Source organism: Corynebacterium sp. NML130628, from assembly GCF_001875665.1.
Classification (GTDB): domain Bacteria; phylum Actinomycetota; class Actinomycetes; order Mycobacteriales; family Mycobacteriaceae; genus Corynebacterium.
Genome location: NZ_MLAL01000036.1, coordinates 25,180 through 44,521, shown reverse-complemented (window position 1 = coordinate 44,521; position 19,342 = coordinate 25,180). Strand labels below are relative to the sequence as shown.

At 58.1% G+C, this 19,342-nt stretch carries 17 protein-coding genes and 3 tRNA genes; 3 read left to right on the top strand and 17 right to left on the bottom strand.

Translation table 11 applies throughout. The features are described from left to right. The first annotated feature begins 41 nt into the window (after positions 1–41). A complete protein-coding gene (locus BJP07_RS09045) occupies positions 42–734 on the top strand; it encodes an IclR family transcriptional regulator (protein WP_143111767.1) in 693 nt (230 codons plus the stop codon). Here the strand turns inward: BJP07_RS09045 and BJP07_RS09040 are convergent. From BJP07_RS09040 to gltX, 7 genes are all read right to left on the bottom strand, one after another. Next, positions 715–1,014, bottom strand: coding sequence for a hypothetical protein (locus BJP07_RS09040; protein WP_071567150.1), 300 nt, complete (start codon positions 1,012–1,014; stop codon positions 715–717). The two genes, BJP07_RS09045 and BJP07_RS09040, sit on opposite strands and share 20 nt — an antisense overlap. 30 nt (positions 1,015–1,044) lie before the next feature. Further along, positions 1,045–1,845, bottom strand: a complete 801-nt coding sequence (locus BJP07_RS09035) for a carbonic anhydrase (protein WP_071567149.1) — start codon at positions 1,843–1,845, stop codon at positions 1,045–1,047. 130 nt (positions 1,846–1,975) lie between these two features. After that, positions 1,976–2,048, bottom strand: a tRNA-Glu gene (locus BJP07_RS09030). Positions 2,049–2,086: 38 nt separating this feature from the next. Further along, positions 2,087–3,136: an alpha/beta hydrolase family protein gene (locus BJP07_RS09025; protein WP_255365969.1), complete on the bottom strand. Its 1,050-nt coding sequence runs from the start codon at positions 3,134–3,136 to the stop codon at positions 2,087–2,089. 192 nt (positions 3,137–3,328) lie between these two features. Beyond that, a tRNA-Glu gene (locus tag BJP07_RS09020) sits at positions 3,329–3,401 on the bottom strand. Between the two features lie 28 nt (positions 3,402–3,429). Further along, positions 3,430–3,501: transfer RNA gene (locus BJP07_RS09015), tRNA-Gln, on the bottom strand. 168 nt (positions 3,502–3,669) lie between these two features. After that, positions 3,670–5,172 (bottom strand): glutamate--tRNA ligase, encoded by a 1,503-nt coding sequence (gene gltX / locus BJP07_RS09010; RefSeq protein ID WP_071567148.1) that lies wholly within the window; start codon positions 5,170–5,172, stop codon positions 3,670–3,672. A gap of 91 nt (positions 5,173–5,263) precedes the next feature. Here gltX and BJP07_RS09005 point away from each other — a divergent pair, with 91 nt between their 5' ends. Beyond that, entirely contained in the window at positions 5,264–6,379 is a 1,116-nt protein-coding gene (locus BJP07_RS09005; RefSeq protein ID WP_071567147.1) for an isochorismate synthase MenF, read from the top strand. A 13-nt stretch (positions 6,380–6,392) separates the two neighbouring features. On the opposite strand, the gene BJP07_RS09000 is transcribed toward BJP07_RS09005, so the two are convergent. From BJP07_RS09000 to BJP07_RS08970, 7 genes are all read right to left on the bottom strand, one after another. Continuing rightward, positions 6,393–7,184 carry a fumarylacetoacetate hydrolase family protein gene (locus BJP07_RS09000; RefSeq protein ID WP_071567146.1) on the bottom strand — a complete coding sequence of 264 codons (792 nt, stop codon included), beginning with the start codon at positions 7,182–7,184 and terminating at the stop codon, positions 6,393–6,395. A gap of 37 nt (positions 7,185–7,221) precedes the next feature. Continuing rightward, on the bottom strand, positions 7,222–8,685 hold the full coding sequence (locus BJP07_RS08995) for a cell wall-binding repeat 2 family protein (RefSeq protein WP_083584189.1): 1,464 nt from the start codon (positions 8,683–8,685) through the stop codon (positions 7,222–7,224). A gap of 63 nt (positions 8,686–8,748) precedes the next feature. Beyond that, entirely contained in the window at positions 8,749–9,765 is a 1,017-nt protein-coding gene (locus BJP07_RS08990; protein WP_071567144.1) for a 3-isopropylmalate dehydrogenase, read from the bottom strand. Positions 9,766–9,837: 72 nt separating this feature from the next. Next, positions 9,838–11,424 (bottom strand): phosphoglycerate dehydrogenase, encoded by a 1,587-nt coding sequence (gene serA, locus BJP07_RS08985; RefSeq protein ID WP_071567143.1) that lies wholly within the window; start codon positions 11,422–11,424, stop codon positions 9,838–9,840. A gap of 55 nt (positions 11,425–11,479) precedes the next feature. After that, positions 11,480–12,319, bottom strand: a complete 840-nt coding sequence (locus BJP07_RS08980; RefSeq protein ID WP_255365968.1) for a hypothetical protein — start codon at positions 12,317–12,319, stop codon at positions 11,480–11,482. Positions 12,320–12,359: 40 nt separating this feature from the next. Beyond that, entirely contained in the window at positions 12,360–14,243 is a 1,884-nt protein-coding gene (locus tag BJP07_RS08975) for a DUF262 domain-containing protein (RefSeq protein ID WP_071567141.1), read from the bottom strand. 21 nt (positions 14,244–14,264) lie between these two features. After that, entirely contained in the window at positions 14,265–15,179 is a 915-nt protein-coding gene (locus BJP07_RS08970) for a cation diffusion facilitator family transporter (RefSeq protein ID WP_071567140.1), read from the bottom strand. Between the two features lie 99 nt (positions 15,180–15,278). On the opposite strand from BJP07_RS08970, the gene BJP07_RS08965 reads away from it, so the two are divergent. Further along, positions 15,279–15,683 (top strand): DUF4381 domain-containing protein, encoded by a 405-nt coding sequence (locus tag BJP07_RS08965; RefSeq protein WP_071567139.1) that lies wholly within the window; start codon positions 15,279–15,281, stop codon positions 15,681–15,683. 69 nt (positions 15,684–15,752) lie between these two features. On the opposite strand, the gene ilvC is transcribed toward BJP07_RS08965, so the two are convergent. Genes ilvC through BJP07_RS08950 form a run of 3 tightly spaced genes read right to left on the bottom strand, consistent with a single transcriptional unit; the run spans position 15,753 to position 19,220 of the window. Continuing rightward, positions 15,753–16,766: a ketol-acid reductoisomerase gene (gene ilvC, locus BJP07_RS08960; protein ID WP_071567138.1), complete on the bottom strand. Its 1,014-nt coding sequence runs from the start codon at positions 16,764–16,766 to the stop codon at positions 15,753–15,755. A 59-nt stretch (positions 16,767–16,825) separates the two neighbouring features. After that, the gene (ilvN, locus tag BJP07_RS08955; RefSeq protein ID WP_071567137.1) at positions 16,826–17,344 is read right to left on the bottom strand and encodes an acetolactate synthase small subunit; all 519 of its coding nucleotides are present in this window, start codon (positions 17,342–17,344) and stop codon (positions 16,826–16,828) included. A 1-nt stretch (position 17,345) separates the two neighbouring features. Beyond that, positions 17,346–19,220 carry an acetolactate synthase large subunit gene (locus BJP07_RS08950; protein ID WP_071567136.1) on the bottom strand — a complete coding sequence of 625 codons (1,875 nt, stop codon included), beginning with the start codon at positions 19,218–19,220 and terminating at the stop codon, positions 17,346–17,348. Positions 19,221–19,342: the final 122 nt, after the last annotated feature.

The window sequence follows — 19,342 nt, the reverse complement described above, 5'->3', positions numbered from 1 at the left end:
CGCAACTACCTCCCACCGGGTGGGATGGTAGAATCCATGACGTGAGACAGTATAGCGAAGACTCTGGAATTAAAGTGCTCGATCGCTCGATTTCAATCGTACGAGCGGTCGCCGGTGGCGACAAAACTCTCGCCGAGCTCAGCGAAGCAACCGGCCTTCCCCGCGCAACAACGCACCGTATAGCCACCGCGCTTGAGGTTCACAACGTGCTCGCACGGACAGAGGACGGACAGTGGACAATTGGCCGCGCGCTCTCCCACTTCTCCGGACATTCCTCCCCCCGTTTGCTCTCTGCGGCTGCGCCAATCATGCGTGACCTAGTGGAGTCCACCGGTGAGTCGGTGCAGCTCTACAAACTCAGCGGCGATACCCGCACCTGCATCGCGGCGGAAAAGCCCGAGAGCGGCCTCACCTACACGGTTCCCGTAGGTTCGCAGCTCTCGCTCACTGCAGGTTCTGCCGCCCGAGTGTTCGCCGCCCACTCACTTATCGACGCCTCCCCGTTCCCCGCCGACGACCTCAAAGAGATTCGCGCCACTGGCCTAGCCGAGTCCATCGCCGAACGCGAAGTCGGTCTTGCAAGCCTGTCCGCGCCCATCACCAGCCCGAACGGATCAGTCATCGCTGTACTTTCCGTTTCTGGACCGGCCGAACGCCTCGTTCCAACCCCGATCAAAAAGTGGGGCGCCGAGCTCCATAAGGCTGCTCAGCAGCTCACCGAGGCACTACGGTAGCCTCTACCCGCTGGCGTCGCTGTCCACCCGCAACGAGTCCCGCGCGCTTGGCTTTCACCGTTCTCATGCCGAGATACACCCAAGCGACGACAGCGCAGCCCGACAGGAACGCCGGCACCGGCTGATGTAACAATGTGTTCGACGTCGTGGCCGCACCAAACGCCGCCAAGTTCAACCACACGTCATACACCGGGGCAATGAACTGGCGGTTCAACACATGCAGGGCTGCGATGATCAGCCCGCACGCAAACGTAATGGAGAGCAACACTGTAATCAGCACATGACCAGCGTACTCCCCATTGCCGAGTTGTTAGCTCGTAGCGTCCAACGTGAGCTCACGACCATTTTGGTTCTGAACAGGGCGAGCATTCTTGCCGATAAGCGACTCAAATGCTTGCAGCTGCTCAGCGGAGGCAGTTACTGGCTGCGTCATCACGATCCAGCGAACGTTCTCAGAACAAGGTGGCGTCGTCAAAGAGCCTGCATACGTGATGTACTCATGTGATGCTGGAAGGGCGTCCGCAATGTTGACCTCCTCTTGAGAGATATGCGAGGCGCCCACAGTCTCTGGCGCATTATCAAGCAGGTACTGCACCAGCTCGTTCGGTGCGCCTTCCTCCAACAAAACCCCAAGGACTGTAATCTCACCGGCCGCATTCTTGTGTACAAAGTGGATCTCTCCAGGAAGCTGCTTCCCGTCCACCTCGTGCTCCGCAGGCGTGTGCATGTGCAGCTGTGCGAGCTCCAGTTCTTCACCGTCAAGCGTTACCTTCTGCGTGTTCGACGGCGTGTACTGCAACGTGTGCCCGTTATTGAGGACTTCACCCGCGCTGGCAGCATATGCAAACTCTACGTCTGCCAAGTCTTCAGGGGTAGCATCGCTCAAATTAATTGGGCTCTGCTCTTGCCCAGTGCCACATGCCTCGAACTCAGCAGATAGATCGCCCCAATGCTCCGGCGAGCCGTCGCCCTCGTACCCCCAGTGCACCTCACTCGTCGCAGCCGCCTCTGTTGAAGTCGATGGAGCGTCCGTCTCTGCCTCTGAGCACCCTGCTAGTACTAAAGCGCTGGCACCTACCGCCGCAAGCACGGCATACTGTGTTTTTCTCATTCTATGTTCACGTTCCTTTCATCTTTGGTTGTAGCCTCCGATGGTACGCGAATCACAAACCCTGTAAACTGCACACCTTTGAAACATTGAAAAAGAAAAGGCAGCCAGTGTTTCCACTGGCTGCCAGTTGTACCCCGTACGGGATTTGAACCCGTGTTACCGCCGTGAGAGGGCGACGTCCTAGGCCGCTAGACGAACGGGGCGCGCTCGCTTTTGCGACCCGTTAACAATAAACGCCGCCCTATAAACTCTCCAAATCTGCAGGCCACGCACCACTTTCCCGTAACGCGCTTCCGATAGTTGGCCATGACGCTCGCAGCATGTGCTCGAATACTCCCCACGTATGCGTTCCCTCGACGATTTCATGCCACGTCACGTTAAGGCCCTGCTGCTGCGCCGTCTCAGCGAAGTACTTCGAGCACGCATACGATGTTGCTTCGATCACCATGGGTGCCCCGAGTCTCTTTGACGATGCCTCCTCGTCAATCACACCGGGCACGCCCTGTGCAGCCCCCAGCCACAGCGCGGTCCCGCGTAGTCGCTCCAGGTTAAGAATTGGCGAGTGGCGCCACCACGCCCTGTTCGACGACGTCGCCCACATGTTCACGGGGTTCCCCTTATTCATTGTCACCCCTGACGAAGTATACATGCCTCCCAGCACACCTGTCGTCGCCGGGCAGCCTGAATAAGACGCGGCAGCCACGAACCGATCCGGAGCATTCGCGGCGATGTCCAGCGCGGGGCCGCCAGACATCGAAATACCAGCGATGGCATCGTGGCCGTTGCCGTGGAAGTGGGCGTCGATAAGTGGAGGTAACTCACGAGCCATGTAGGTGAGCCACTTGTTCGTACCTGTAGCCGGATCCTCTCGGTACCAGTCAGCCTGCATTGAAGACACCGATCCCTTCGGCGTAACCACATTGACGTGCTTTCCAGCAAAGAACGCTTGGTAGTCCGAAGAATTAGCCCAGCTGTAGCCGCCTCCAGCACCGTCGGCCCCCATCATGAGGTAGAACGTTGGCCGAGGCGCGGTGCCACTCGGCAGCAGCACATCATTAACCACCTCCCGCTGCATCGACGGCGACCACACCGTGAGCTCCCACAAGCCCCCTTCAATCTGGTGCATCGACCGCAGCTCAGCAGGCGCCACATCATGCGGCGGAAACGTCGCTGATTCATCTCCCCTAGACGATCCAGTGGAGCTTCCCGGATACAGCTGGTACATCGATGACCCAAGCTCTCCCCTGCCCAGTGCAACCAACACCGCGGCGGGAATGGCAAGCAGTGGCACCCAGAACTCAGGCTGAGTGCCGCCAACGATACGCTTGCTGCATCGAGTGCACTTGACCCTGACCTCGAAGGCTCGCCGGTGAAGATCGACGACAGCGGGTTGTTACGGGCCGAGCTGGCCTCCGCTTCAACTGAGGTCCGGATCTGGGGGAACAAAACAAAACAGCCAGTGCAGTGCACTGGCTGTTACTTGTACCCCGTACGGGATTTGAACCCGTGTTACCGCCGTGAGAGGGCGACGTCCTAGGCCGCTAGACGAACGGGGCATTAGGACACAGAACCGAAGTTCCGCAGCTGGCCTACCTGGACTCGAACCAAGAATGACGGTACCAGAAACCGTTGTGTTGCCAATTACACCATAGGCCATTGTTTTTCTTCGCTTACAAGACTAAACTATTTCTTTCGTTTTGCCTTGCTCGCTCTGAACAACGATGACTACTATAACCATAAAGCCCAATACTGCACAAATCGCCAGGTCAAGATAGAAAAAGAGGCATCGCAAACTATGCGATACCTCTTCACTTTCGACCGTGCTTATGAAGCGTCAGGCGCAGTGTACGGAGTCACTTCACGCGTGGCACGCAAGCGCGCCATCGTCGACTCCTTCCCCAGCAGCTCCATCGATTCGAAAAGCGGTGGGGACACTTGCTCTCCGGAAATGCCGACACGCAATGCACCATAGGCAACGCGTGGCTTCAACTCGAGCTCTTCGATCAGCGCGGTGTGCAGTGCCTTCTCAATAGACTCGGTGGTCCAGTTATCTTCAGCGACGGCGTCGAGTGCTGCGATGCCGGCGTCGAGAGGCTCGACAGCGGTGTCCTTGAGGTTCTTCTTCGCCGCCTTCTCATTGAGAACAAGATCCGCGTCCGGGGTGACCAAGAACTTCAGCAATCCATAAGCATCGGACAGGACCTTGATGCGAGTCTGAACCAATTCGGCGGCAAGTGCGAACTTGTCAGCCGGGTAGTCAGCTGGGAAGTCGGTGAACTCAGTAAGGTAGTCACGCAGACGCTGTTCAAAGTCCTTCGACTCGAGCAAGCGGATGTGGTCAGCATTAATCGCTTCCAGCTTCTTCTGGTCGAAACGTGCAGGGTTACCAAGCACATCAGACACATCGAACGCCTCGACAAGCTGATCAACGCTAAAGATATCTTCATCAGACGACAGCGACCAGCCCAACAAGGCGAGGTAGTTGATCATGCCTTCGGGGATGATGCCATTATCACGGTGGTTAAACAGGTTCGATTCCGGGTCACGCTTCGAAAGCTTCTTATTGCCCTGCCCCATCACGAACGGCAGGTGCGCGAACTCCGGCGTGAAGTCAGTGACACCGATACGCTGAAGGGCCTCGTAGAGAGCAAGCTGGCGTGGCGTCGAGGACAGCAAGTCCTCGCCGCGCAACACGTGAGTGACCTGCATCAACGCGTCATCGACTGGGTTGACCAACGTGTATAGCGGCGCACCGTTCGAGCGTGCGACCACGTAATCCGGCTGGGTCTGCGACTTAAATGTCACCTCACCACGCACCAAGTCGTTCCAGGTCCAGTCCTTGTCCGGCATACGCAGACGCCACACCGGCTTGCGGCCTTCCGCTTCAAACGCAGCGACCTGCTCTTCTGTCAGGTCGCGGTCGAAGTTGTCGTAGCCGAGCTGCGGGTCACGCCCCGCGGCCTTGTGACGTGCCTGCACCTCTTCGTTCGTGGAGTACGCCGGGTAGACCTCGCCAGCTTCAATCAGCTTGTCCAAGATCTCTTTGTAGATATCCATGCGCTGCGACTGACGGTACGGCTCATGCGGGCCACCGACAAGGACGCCTTCATCCCAGTCCAGGCCCAACCACTTCAGGGAGTCGATAATCGCCTGGTAGGACTCCTCTGTGTCGCGCGCTGCGTCGGTATCTTCAATACGGAAGATGAGCGTGCCACCACTGTGCCGTGCCTGCGCCCAGTTGAACAGGGCTGTTCGCACCATACCCACATGTGGTGTGCCTGTCGGAGACGGACAAAAACGGACTCGCATTGTTGCTGGTTTATTCATGAGCCTTATCGTAGCGCCCCTTGGCCCATCAAGTCGCATATGGGAGGCCTAAATACGGACCGCACGACTGCACCTAGTAAAATACGACCACATGTGTTCAGCCCGCCCTTCCACCGCACCTGACTTCTTGCTTTCCCGAAGCACCGGGTCGGTGCGTACCCAAGGCGCTAAGCAAACGTTTTCAGATGCATGGAAAGCCGTCGACGCCCTCGAATCCGGCGACGTCGAAATGGTGGTTGGGGCACTCCCCTTCGACAAAGACACACCTGCAGCGCTGACGGTCCCAGAAACGATCGTGCGTGAATCCGGCACGCTTGAGCCTCACCCGTACTATCGGGTCGGCCCTGGCTCACAGCTCCATGCGTCGCTTATCGACGTCGACCCCACCCCGGAAGAGCACCTTCGCCGAGTTGAGGCCGCAGTCTCCACAATCCAAAGTTCAATGCTGGACAAGGTGGTCCTCGCGCGCGCTGTTGACATTGAGTTCGACCCACCCGTCGACCCTCGTCTCGTCGCTGCCCGGCTCATCGACCTTTCCTACACCCGTGACGGGTTCATAGCGGACCTCACACCCAGCGGACGCGACGGCCACTTCTTCGTCGGCTCATCGCCTGAAGTCCTGGTACGACGCAAAGGCACCATCGTGAGTTCGTACCCCTTAGCAGGCTCCGCCGCTCGCGTTCCGAACGATCCCGCTGCAGATAAGGCTAATGGCCAGGCTCTCTACAACTCTGCGAAAGACCGCGACGAGCATGCGTACGTGGTCGAGCATATCCGTGAAATTCTGGCGCCACTGTGTTCTCAACTCGATATCCCGGATGGGCCCCAACTGGATAAAACTTCAGAAATGTGGCACCTCGCCACTCCAATTCGCGGGGTGTTGAAAGATCCGGCGCCAACCGCCCTCGACCTGGCGTTGCGCCTCTACCCGACCCCCGCTGTATGCGGAACCCCACCCGCTGCGGCAGAGGCGCTCATCACCACCGCGGAGACCGACCGCGGGTTCTACGCTGGCACTGTCGGCTACACCGACCGCAGCGGCGATGGTGAGTACATGGTTGCGATCCGCTGCGCCGAAGTCAACGCCGCCGGTACCCAAGCTCGGGCGTGGGCCGGTGGTGGCCTCGTCGCCAGCTCGATCCCTCAGAACGAGCTCGACGAGACTACGGCCAAGCTACGCACGATCATGCGCGCGCTGGGCCTTTAATCCAGCAATCCAGTTAGGCGCGGGCAACCGGGTTGCTCAGTGAGCCAACACCGGGGATCTCGATTTCAATCACGTCTCCCGGCACCATTTCAGCGGTCCCGGCCGGCGAACCTGTCGAGATGACATCACCAGGCAGCAGGGTGAACGACTCACTAACCCACTCCACAATCTCACCAATCGACTTAATCATCTGGTTCGAGTTGGAATCTTGTTTCGTTGCAGTTGCTCCGTCGTGTGTAAGGTGCGCTTTGATTGGCAGTGCGTCGAAGTCGAAGCGCTCAAGATCAGTCTCAATCCATGGGCCAAGAGGAGCAAAGGTATCCATGCCTTTCGCACGCGCCCACTGTCCATCCGAGGATTGCAGATCGCGTGAACTGACATCGTTCATAATGGTGACGCCGCGCACCACCGACTTCCACTGATCCGCCTTCACATTCTTGCACGGCACACCGATAACAAGAGCGAGCTCTCCTTCGAACTCGACTCGGGTGGCAAATTCGGGGATCCGAATCGGCGCACCCGGTCCAACAACGGCTGTAGGGGGCTTAATGAAGATAGTTGGCGGCAAATCATCCGCGGTTTGCTGGAAAACCTGTTTCACGTGGTCCGCGTAGTTACGGCCGACTGCCACGATTTTCGACGGCAGCGTCGGCGCAAGGAGCCTCACATCTTCAAGCTTCCACGCTTTCCCGGTGAACTCAGGATCGGTAAAAGGCGTGCCTGCAATCGCACGCGCGGTGGTTGCAGCTTCATCAATAACAGCGAAGGTCATGCCTTCGGGTGTAGCTATTCGTCCAAAACGCATAGGGACGAGCATACAACCCCAAAGGCCGCACACCACTTTATTGGTAGCTGACGAACCACGGCCTTGGCTGTACGTCGTTGTATGTCTGCTCCGGGCTAAAGGTTGGCGTGTCTTCGTCGATAAAGTTCTTCCACGCCATAAAGAAATCAGGACTCAGGCCTTGACGCAAGACGTTCCAAGTGTCGAACTTCTGCTCCGGCGCACCATGCCCATCCGCATGAAGCACCCAGGCGAGTTCCGGCTGATCGGTGCGGATGTTCTCACGATCCGGGTACATGTCCAGCCGGAATTGATGCAGAATCAGCGCCTTCTGAGGCAGCTTATGCTCCCGGACCAAGTTCGCAAGCCAGTCGGCCACCGCGTTAATCTCCTCAGAGGTTGCCGACCCAATCCTAGACAACGGTTGCTCACCGGGATTCAGCTTCCATTCCGCATCGAGAGCTAGCCCGACATTCGGTCGAAGGAGAAGTTCCTCATACAGGCGGGCTTGATGCAGGAAGTCTCCCTGGCCGGGTTGTAGGTCGAGCACCGCGTAGCCGCCCGCCTCTGTAATCGCGTCAATGTACGGCACGATGTCTTCAATTGCGGTTTCATTGGAGTAATCACCGTCCGCACCCGGCGATTGCGACGCCACCGTCACGATGATCTCGAATGCCGGAATCACCGACTGTCCATCCAACGGCTGATACTTTTGCACGTACTCCTTTGCGAGCTGAGCCGCTTCAACAGGCGGCTGTTCCCCCATAACGCCAAGCGCAGGCCCTGACGGGTGGCCGTACAGTGCGACCATGCGGCGGCCCGGGAACACCAGGCCACCACCACCTGGGAGCTCTCCATGGGTCGCTAGCGTGATCTTGTCGCGGTACGCTTCCGTATCTCCCCACTGCATGCCAAGCGCGAGCGTGTCTTGCTCGAGGACTGTACGCATAGACGCTGAGGTCACTCGCGGATCGGGGAACTGCAACACTTCGAGTTCAGCCCCCGCCGCGCGTGCAGACACCGCCGCGCCGAGCGATGTCTCCTCAGTCACCAGGATCGGCGGAAACGCGATGGCACCCGGTTTCTGTGGTTGGGCCGCGGCAACAGCAGCGATATCGCCTTCGGGCCGCTCACTTTGCAGCGGCTCTACACCTTCTTCTGGTGTTGGGGTGATCACCTCTGTGGCCCCAAGGCGGTCGATCTCCGCGTCAACTGTTTCGTCGGTGCCAGGCCAGCGCACCAGCAACGGAATTCCACGCTCTAGAGCAATCGCAGCTCCGAGCAGCTGCGAATTCCGCTCTTTCGTTGCAACGACGACTGCCTCCGAGGCAGGATACATCCGCTTCGAAACTTCCACGCCAGTCCCGTCTGGGTCCTGGACAACCTCCGCGCCGGACATCTCCAGGGCGTCTGGTGCTTTCGCCGCGTCACCAGAGCCACCAGTTGAGCACGCGCTCATACACGCCGCTGCGACACTCAGCGCAACTACGACGCTACTTATACGGCGCTGGGTTGAAGCCACCTTCAATTTCTCCCGCCTTTCATTCACGGAACTACTGTCGAAACTGGCCTCAACCCTACGTGGTTACTTCAGCGCGGCGGCAATCCGGTCGCCGACATCCGTCGTGATGATGTCGGCGCCCTCGCGACTCGCTACTTCCTTTTCGACGGCCGCTTCAATCTTCTGAGCGTTTTCCTCATCGCCAAGGAAGCGCAGCATCATCGCGACGGAAAGAATCATGGCGCACGGGTCTGCAATCCCCTTACCTGCAATATCCGGTGCAGAACCATGCACCGGTTCAAACATGGATGGCGTGACCTTTGCTGCGTTAATATTGCCGGAACATGCAAGCCCGACACCGCCTGCAACTGCGCCCGCCAGGTCAGTCAGGATATCGCCGAATAAGTTGTCCGTCACGATTACGTCGTACTGCGCAGGGTCACTGACCATGTAGATGGTCGCCGCGTCGATGTGGTGGTAGTTCGTGTCGACATCCGGGAATTCCTGCGCAATCTCGTCGAAAACTCGCTGCCACAGGCCACCCGCATTGACCAACACATTGGTTTTGTGCACAAGGGTGACCTTCTTGCGTCGCTGCTGTGCAAGTTCGAATGCATAACGCACGACGCGCTCAACACCGTAGTAGGTGTTTTGGGAGACTTCGGATGCAATTTCGTGAGCGGTGCCCTCGCGCAGCGTGCCACCATTTCCAGCGTAAAGGCCTTCAGTCCCCTCCCGAACAACAACAAAATCAATGTCGCCCGGCTGTGCAAGTGGTGAGGTCACGCTTTTATACAGACGCGACGGACGCAGGTTGACGTAGTGATCCAGTTTGAAACGCAGTGGCAGCAACAGGCCGCGTTCAAGCACTCCGGCGGGAACTTTTCGCGGATCCCCGATTGCGCCGAGCAGAATTGCGTCGTGCTCGCACAATGCCTCCAAGTCGCCGTCGGTGAGTAACTCGCCATTACGCAGGTATCGACGCGCACCAAGGTCAAACTCTGTGGTCTCAACGTCGGAGCGAACAGCATTTAAGACCTTGAGCCCTTCGGCCATCACCTCGGGGCCGATGCCGTCCCCGCCAATAACAGCAACCTTCATTTTTGGGATTCCTTTCTCACCAGACGGACAGTGAGCTTAGTGTAACACTGTCCGCCCGTGACGGAACCGCCTTTAGGAATCCAAATCGAGCTGAATCGACGTGGCGTCGATAGACTGCGCGATCTGCTCCTCGATCTGTTCAGGAACTTCCTTATCAACACGCAGAATCAGCACCGCGCCGTCCCCCTTCGTGGTACGAGTTAACGCAGCCGCATCAATGTTGATGTCGTGGGCGCCGAGTTGCGAGCCGACCTTCCCCAGTGCTCCAGGCACATCGGTGTAGCGGAAGAACAGGTTGCGGCCTTCCGCACGCATGTCGACACCACGACCGTTGATTCGGACGATCTTCTCGACGCCCTCCAGGCTGGTCAGCGCACCAGTCACCGTCGCTGTCTGTCCTTCAGCGCCGACAGCCTGTACCTCGAGGGCACTGCGGTGCGTGAGCGCCTCAGTTTCTGTCTCCACCGTGTATGCAAGCCCGCGTGCCTCCGCAATTGCGGGAGCGTTCACAAACGTCACTTGCTCATCAACAATGCCGGAGAACAACCCCCGCACGGCGGACAGACCCAGCAGGCTGACGTCCTCTGTAGACAGCTCGCCACGTGCCGTGATCTTCAATGAAACTGGTGCTTCCTCCAGCAACTTGCCAGCCAGCAAGCCGAGCTTGCGCGACAGCTCAAGCCAGCGAGCAACCTCTTCGCCTGCATTGCCACCAGCAACGTTGACAGCATCAGCGACGAACTCGCCGGCGAGCGCCTTCAATACAGAATCCGCAACGTCGGTACCTGCGCGGTCCTGTGCTTCGGCGGTAGATGCACCCAAGTGTGGCGTCACGACTACTTCGTCGAGTTCGAACAGAGGCGAATCCGTGCACGGCTCCGAGGCATACACGTCAAAACCCGCGCCGCGGATGTGACCTGACTTGATAGCGTCGGCAAGCGCCTGCTCATCCACAAGTCCACCGCGGGCCGCATTGATGATGATTTGTCCCTGCTTCGACTTCGAAAGCAGCTCCGCGTTAAACATACCCGCGGTCTCTCTTGTCTTCGGCAGGTGGATCGTCACAAAGTCCGCACGAGCCATTAACTCTTCCAACTCGACGAGTTCAACGCCCATTTGTGCAGCGCGTGCTGGGTTAGCATACGGGTCGTACGCAATGATCGTGGTCTCGAACGAAGACAAGCGGTGCGCAAACAGCTGCCCAATATGCCCGAAACCAACAATGCCGACAGTCTTGCCGAAAATCTCGGTGCCCTTGAACGAGGAACGCTTCCACTCAGCATCGCGCAGCGTTGCGTCAGCTGCCGGAATCTGGCGCGCTGTAGAAAGCAACAACGCAATCGCGTGCTCACACGCAGAGTGAATGTTCGAGGTCGGGGCGTTAGCAACCATCACACCGTGCTCGGTCGCTGCCGGAATATCAACATTGTCAAGACCAACACCAGCGCGGCCGATGATCTTGAGGTTCTTACCGGCTTCGATCACCTCACGGTCTACCGTCGTTGCGGAACGGACGAGGAGTGCGTCCGCGGCGGGAACGGCCGCCAGTAGTGCTTCACGGTTTGGGCCATCAACCCATTGGACTTCCACCGCCTCACCAAGCGCGTCAACGGTTGACTGAGAGAGTTTATCGGCGATGAGGACAACAGGTTTCGACATAAGAATGGGTCTCCTGATATTCAAACAGAGTGGGTACCCCGAACACCTTAATAGGTCAATTACCTGTTGTCTTGCGGTTAGCTTGATACTTTTCTTCGGCTTGGGAAATCCGGCGCGATAGCTCGTCGCTAGTCCCAAAATCAGTGCCAAGTGCAACGAGTGGACCATCCGCTAACCCTGCAAGAGCGAAAAGCGTATCAAAGGACGCCCTCGGGTCCGGCTCATCGACGACGATAACTTTTGCTCCGAAGCTGCGAGCATTGGCGATTGCAGCGATCGACGTGTTGGACGTCGCAACAACGAGCGGGGCCATATCAGCATCTCTGCGAGAAAGGATTGGGAACGGTTTTGCCTGTGCGCCGTTCATGACCACGGGGTCAGCCCAGGCAGCCCTCAACCACGTAGGCTCCCGCGAGCGCAGTTTCGCCACCTCTCGCGCAGCAGAATCGGGTGAGGAAATTAAGCGCTCCTCAAACATGAGCGACGTCATTGGCCCCAAAGCGCCTCGACCGCCTGGGTCACGGTACACCCGCATCCGCCCGGTGGTCTGTGCTAAGGGCACGTCACCAACCGTGAGCACCGTATACGTGTGTAAACGCTCGGTTTCCTGCAGGATTTCGTTATGTCGATCCGGGTCGTAAACCAACATTGGGGCGTGTGCAACAATCGCAATCGAGGCCGCTCGTAACTGCGCCTCTACTGAAGGATCCGACACCACCAATGTCTCGGAAGCACGGAAGAAGTATTGCAGCGATGCAGTCCCAGTCCGATCCGCTAGCACCACCGGATGTTGCTCGAACATCGCGGACACGTGACGCGACTGGTTGACCTTCCTTGCCTCTCCCAGTGCACCAAGTTGTTGCTCTGGCGAGCAAGCAGCAAGCAGCGTTGCCACGCACAACAATGCGAGGCAACGCTGCTGTACCCGAACGTGCTTAATCCTCTTCGCCTTCCGGCTCGTCCTGTTCTAACTCGGGCGCCTCGGCCTCGGTCTCCTCAGCGACTGGTGCAGGCTCTGTCTCAGGCTCAATCTCCTCAGAGAAATCAACTGCGGACTCCAGCTGGCCGTCGATATCGCGGATTACTGCCTTATCAAGCGCGTATTCGACAATGCCGACGAACCGCTCGCGGCGATCTGACAGGAACTCCGCCCACTGGGAATTCAACAGGTAGATCGGGGTCATCTCGTGGCCTTCGAGGACTTCATCAAACTCGTCATCGTCCATCAGCGACTTCGACTGCAGGCGCGGAATGTAACGCTTTGGCTGATTGTCCTCGATGAGCACGTCCGTACGCTTCCCCATCGGAGTGCGGTTGAGCACCGACTGCGCGACGACGGGGTCAGCGCCAATGTCATCACAAAACGCGGGTGGGAATACTGTATTGAAGTACGGTTGCAGCTCCGCGAAGGTCTCACGGTTGAATGGCTTCCCGGTCCTCCAGTCAAGAGCGCCGCGCGCCATCAACAGCGCGTACAAGCCGCGGTAGACGCCACTTTCCTCTGTTGCGGTGAGCAGACGAGACTCCGCAAAGGTTGCATCCGATACCGTGCGTGGTGTCGCGTCAGTCTCCTGCAGCACCCACGGGGTGACCTCGGTAACGTCGAGCCCTGCACGGATGGTCGGTGCATGCGCGCCATACAACTCACCGAAGACGCCCGACCAATACCACCGGTTCAGACGGTCCTTCGATTCCTGGCGCTGATCCCACTGCGGGTGTTCGGCCAACCTCGCCAAAATCGTCGCAAGCGGCACAATCTGGGAAGTGTACGGAACCTGATCCACGCTCAGGATGCAGCGCTCAGCCATAAACTCGGCCGCTGCCTTGAACGCATCCGCCATTTCCTGTGCATGTTGGCGATAATCATTGAGCGAAAGGTTCAGGATATCGCCACGGTGACCAACTGCATGACCGTGGCGACTGGTCAGCAGGAGCGACATCGCGCGGAGGAACTCGATTCGCCCGATGTCATCCAAGGCCGGGTACTCACGCAACTGCTTCTCGACGCCCCGCCAATGCTCCGCAAGCAGAAAATCAGGGTCTTGCGTGGCAAACATGGCTGTCAGCAGCTCGAAGACGTCCATCTGGACCCCCGCCGAGTTTGCATGGGCAAAGATTTGTCCCACACCGATCTGCGAGGTGTCTCGGTCGATGCGAATCACGGGAACGTCGTAGGCCGGCATCCAGCGCATAACTTCGTTCAGAAACAGCTTGACTGCGGCGCGCATCTCGTGGTCTTCTGCATCCGCGGCCATGTCGATCAGCAGGTCATTGCCCTCTTTCCAGAGCAGCAGCGACACCGGTACGACCCCGTGCTTCAGCATATCCTCGCGGCTCCGAATCCCTTCCGGAATGTCGGGACCAAAGTGCGAGCGGACCTTGCCATCTTCATCAACGGCGAAGACCGCTTCCACCGGCATTGGGTCGGCAGAGATCGCTGCTCGAACATCCACGAAGAACCGGCGGTGAATCCGCCGACCGAGGAAGTCTACGGTCGGGACGATCCCGTCACCCTTGAAAGCATGGTACAGCGATGTCAGGCGCTGCTGGCCGTCGAGAAGCAGCAAGCCCGGCTGCGGTTCCTTGACGCTCGGCTCGAGACCTTCGAGTGGGCGTGGACGGAAGCGCATCGGGGTGCCACGTGTATCCAATGCGAGGAACGAGCCGATTGGGTACCCGCGCAATACCGAAGTGACGAGGGTACGAATACGGTCAACATCCCAGATGTATTCGCGTTGAAAATCGGGAAGCTGAAGCTCTCCGCGCTCAGCCCGCGCGAAGAGGTCTTTAAGTGAATAGCTTGGCGTAGTAAAACCCATAAGTCATACTTTAGAACAGAATTAACAAACATTCTCGTGGCCACGGTGTTCAGGCAGTTCAACCTGAATCGTGGAATGCTCAATGCCCAGCTCACGCAATGTTTCTTGAGCTTCGTCGAGAACACGCGACGCTTTCTCGCCAGGGCTCTTGACCATGTGCACCGTCGCTAACATCGACACCCCATCAAGCGACCACAGGTGCAAATCGTGGATATCAACGACGCCGTCAATAGCACGCAGTGCTGGTTCGACGCGCTCAACATCGAACCCAGGAGGGACCTGCTCAAGCAGCACCTGCAGTGAGTGGCGTAGCAACGACCATGCCCGCGGCAACACCAACGCCGCGATCAAGAAGGACGCAATAACGTCAGGCAGCTGGCTACCGGTGAAGGCAATCACTGCACCGGCCACGAGCACCGCCACCGAACCGAGCATATCCACCAACACATGCAAAAACGCGCCTTCGACGTTCACGGAGTTTTCTCGCTGGCTATGCAGCACCCAAGCCGAAATCGCGTTCGCTAAAAGGCCTATCACGGCGATAACCATCATCGGGCCCGTGTCGATTTCTGTGGGGGTAGAAATTCGCCGAATTGCCTGCACCACAATCCAAATCGAAATCAGCAGCACCGTGAGCGCATTCACCGCAGCGGCAAGCACTTCAACACGACGGTAACCATAGGTGGCTTTCATAGAAGCAGCCCGCTTTCCTATCACCACGGCGACCACCGCGATGATCAAGCCCGCTGCATCCGACAACATATGCATGGCGTCTGCCATCAGCGCCATCGAGCCGGTAATCCAACCGCCAATGAGCTCCGCGAAGAAAACTACGCTGGTAACTCCCAACGCAATTAACAGGGCGCGTAGTGGCGCATCGCCGACGTGGTCATGGTCGTGATTATGGGCGTGCGCGTGGTCGTGGCTGTGCAACATGCCGTGATTTTAGTTCACGCTTGAATATCGGTCAAGCGGGCAACATCAAAAGCAACCACAACGATATTTGCTAGCCTTAAACAAAAAGAAAGGAAACACGTGACTCAGCAACCGCACGAAACCCCGAACAATCCCCCGCTCGAGATACCGGAGGAACGACGCCACCTTCCCGCCCCGTCCGAACCAACCCCACAGAACGGCGGTTGGTGGAAGTGGCTCCTCGGTATCGTCGTGTTCCTCATTCTCGCCTGGCTGCTCTGGTCGCTCTTCGACGGTGGCCAGAGTGACGAAGAGTTTAATAACAACACGACGAGTGTCACAGCAACCGAAACTGTCGACGTCACCACCACTATGACTGAAGACACCACAGAAACGGTTGAGCCTGCAACCGAGCCAAGTTCGGAGCCTTCAGAGCCGACGGAACAGGAAGACGTCACTACGACGGTAAACCTCGACGAGCTGATCAGCGAAGCACCCGAGTCCGAAACAGCACCGGCGCAATAGTCAAAGCCAAAGCGCAAAAACTGGGAGCAACCTCCTTGAGGTCGCTCCCAGTTTTCATCTATCGAGTTCCTAGGCGGTCTCGTTGAGTGGGTTCTGTACCCAGCTCATCATCGAGCGCAGCTCCGCACCAGTCTTCTCGATTGGATGCGAAGCCACCTTAGCGCGCAGGTCCTCCAGCTCCTTGTTGCCGTTCTTCACGTTGTCGACCAAGCGCTTGGTGAAGGTGCCGTCCTGAATGTCACGCAACACGTCACGCATGCGCTCCTTGACACCCTCATCGATGAGGCGTGGTCCAGACAGGTAACCACCGAATTCAGCGGTGTCAGAGATGGAGTAGTTCATGTTCGCCATGCCGCCTTCGTAGATCAGGTCCACGATCAGCTTCATCTCGTGCAAGCACTCGAAGTACGCCATCTCCGGCTCGTAGCCAGCCTCAACGAGCACGTCGAAGCCGGTCATGATGAGGTCCTCCAGGCCACCGCACAACACGGCCTGCTCGCCGAACAGGTCGGTGACGGTCTCAGCCTCAAAGGTCGTTGGGATGACACCCGCGCGTGCGCCACCGATTGCTGCAGCGTACGAGAGCGCCAGGTCGCGACCATTCCCCTCAGGGTCCTGGTCGACAGCAATCAAGCATGGGACACCCTTGCCCTCGGTAAACGTGCGGCGCACCAAGTGGCCAGGCCCCTTCGGAGCAACCATGCCAACGATGATGTCGTCTGCTGGCTCAATGAGATTGAAGTGAATATTCAGGCCGTGACCGAAGAACAGAGCGTCGCCCGCCTTCAGGTTTGGCTCAATATCGTTGCGGAAGATCTCCGCCTGGGAGGTATCCGGAGCCAGCAGCATGATGACATCAGCCCATGCGGCCGCGTCGGCGTTGTTCTTGACCTCGAAACCGGCTTCCTTCGCCTTCTCTGCGCTCTTCGAACCGTCCCGCAGGCCAATGACAACCTCAACGCCGGACTCACGCAAGTTCTGCGCGTGTGCGTGTCCCTGCGATCCGTAGCCGATTACTGCAACTTTCTTTCCCTGGATGATGGACAGGTCTGCATCCTGGTCGTAAAAAACTTCAATAGCCATGAGTCGGCTCCCTTTCTGTATGCGTATGGAAAAATATATCGGAGTTAGTGGCGTCACACTTAGGATTGTGATGCCATTGTTTCGGCGCCGCGCGAAAGCGCGACATCACCGGAACTCGCCAATTCGCGAATTCCGAACGGCTCAAGCACGTCGAGCAGTGCCCGGAGCTTGGCCGGCGTACCCGTCGCCTCAATCACGAGCGATTCGGGTGAGACGTCGACAACGCGAGCGCGGAAGATGTTGGCGGCATCCACAACCTGTGGCCTATTGCCGTTATCCGCGCTCACCTTGACCAACATCATTGAGCGGGCGACCGTGACGTCGTCGTCAAGCCTCTGGACCTTGACCACTTGGACGAGCTTGTTGAGCTGCTTCTGAATCTGCCCGACCGAATGCTCAGTAGCATCGACAACAATGGTTAACCGGTTGATGCCTTCTGTCTCTGTGCTCGCAGACACAAGCGAGACCATGTTGTAGCCACGGCGCGTAAACAGAGCGGATACGCGCGTGATGATGCCATCAACATCTTGCACAAGCACCGACAACGTATGTCGGGTGACTGTTTGCACTGGTGCCATCTTATTTCGCTCCCTCTGTCTCGTCTTCAAGTGTCGTCAACACTTCGTGAATTGCCTCTGGGGTCTCGGCAGCCGATTCCTCCATGTCGAAGAACGGCCGCATCCCGAGCGCATACTGCATGTCCGAGTTTGATGCACCCGCGGCGACCATCGGCCACACCTGCGCGTCCTCACCGACGATGAACTCGACAACAACAGGCTTATCGTTAATACCGCGCGCCCACTCAATCGCGGGGACGACATCTTCTTCCTTCGTGACGCGGATGGACTCCGCGCCGAGGGCCTCGGAAAGCTTCACGAAGTCGGGGACATATGTCTCTTCCCCACCGAGCTTGGTGTGCGAGTAGTTCCCCTCGTAGAACAGTGTCTGCCACTGGCGGACCATGCCGAGGTTGCCGTTATTGATCAGGCAAACTTTGATTGGTAGCCCTTCCATCGCCGCAGTGGTGATTTCCTGGTTTGTCATCTGGAAGCAACCATCACCATCAACGGCCCAAACTTCCTTGTCCGGCATCGCGGCCTTTGCGCCCATCGCAGCTGGCACCGCGTAACCCATCGTTCCGGCACCACCAGAGCTCAGCCAGTGACGCGGCTTGTCGAAGTCAAGGAACTGCGCTGACCACATCTGATGCTGGCCTACGCCCGATGCGTAGATGGCGTCCTTGCCGACAGTCTTCGACAGCGTCTCAATCACGAACTGCGGAGAAAGCTTCCCGTCATCGTGCTTATCGTAGCCGCGCGGGAACCGCTCTTGGAGGTTGTGAAGTCGCTCCAACCATGCATCCATTTTTGGCGCCGGAACATTCGGCGAGCCTGTAAACGCTGCTGTGAGCTGCGCAAGAACCTTTTTCGCATCACCGACAATTGGCACGTCAACCGGTCGGATCTTCCCGATCTCAGCCGGATCAATATCCGCATGGATCGTATCCGCGTGTGGCGCAAAGGTGTCGACATCTCCGGTTACGCGATCGTCGAAGCGCGTGCCAATCGCAATCAGAAGGTCTGCCTCTTGCAGAGCACCAACAGCCGGCACGGTGCCGTGCATCCCAGGCATACCCATATAGCACGGATGATCCTGCGGGAACGCGCCCAGCGCCATCAGCGTGGTCACCACAGGGATACCTGTCGCTTCCACAAGTTCAAGCAGTTCCTTGTGCGCCGCAGACTTGACGACGCCACCACCGATATACAGCACAGGCCGTTTCGCTCGCGAAATCCGCTCCGCAGCTTTCACTATCTGCTCGTTGAGAGGCTCATCAGCGGGAACGTATCCAGTCTCCAGCAACTTCGGTGGCCACGAAAACTCCATAAGTTGCGCCTGAATATCCTTCGGGATATCCACGAGCACCGGACCCGGCCGGCCACTCGAGGCGATGTGAAATGCCGTTGCGATCACACTTGGGATCTCGTTGACATCCGTGACCATGATGTTGTGCTTTGTGATTGGCATCGTAATGCCACGAATATCCGCTTCCTGGAACGCGTCCGTTCCGATCATCGACGAACCTACCTGCCCCGTGATCGCAACAATCGGGACTGAGTCCAGATAAGCGTCACCGATCGGTGTGACAAGGTTTGTGGCCCCCGGCCCGGAAGTGGCGATGCACACGCCTACCTTTCCGGAAGCAACCGCGTACCCTTCTGCGGCGTGGCCTGCACCTTGCTCATGTCGAACCAACACATGCCGCAGCTTCTCTGCTGCGAACAGTGCGTCGTAAAGAGGAAGCACCGCGCCACCGGGGAGGCCAAAGACAATCTCGGTACCTAGCTCCTCAAGACTGCGAACGACAGCGTCGGCTCCGGTGATCAGCTGCGCGGTGCGCTCATCACCAGGCTGCGTCGATGCATTCGTCGGGGGCTTGTGTGAAGCAACCACGATGTCGAGCTCCTTAGTGTTTCAATTAACAACAACTATCGAATTAGATCTAAAACAAAAGCCCCCGACCAGCCGTGTGGCTGTCGAGGGCGCTTGAGTTCGCGACTGACTAGGCAAGCAGT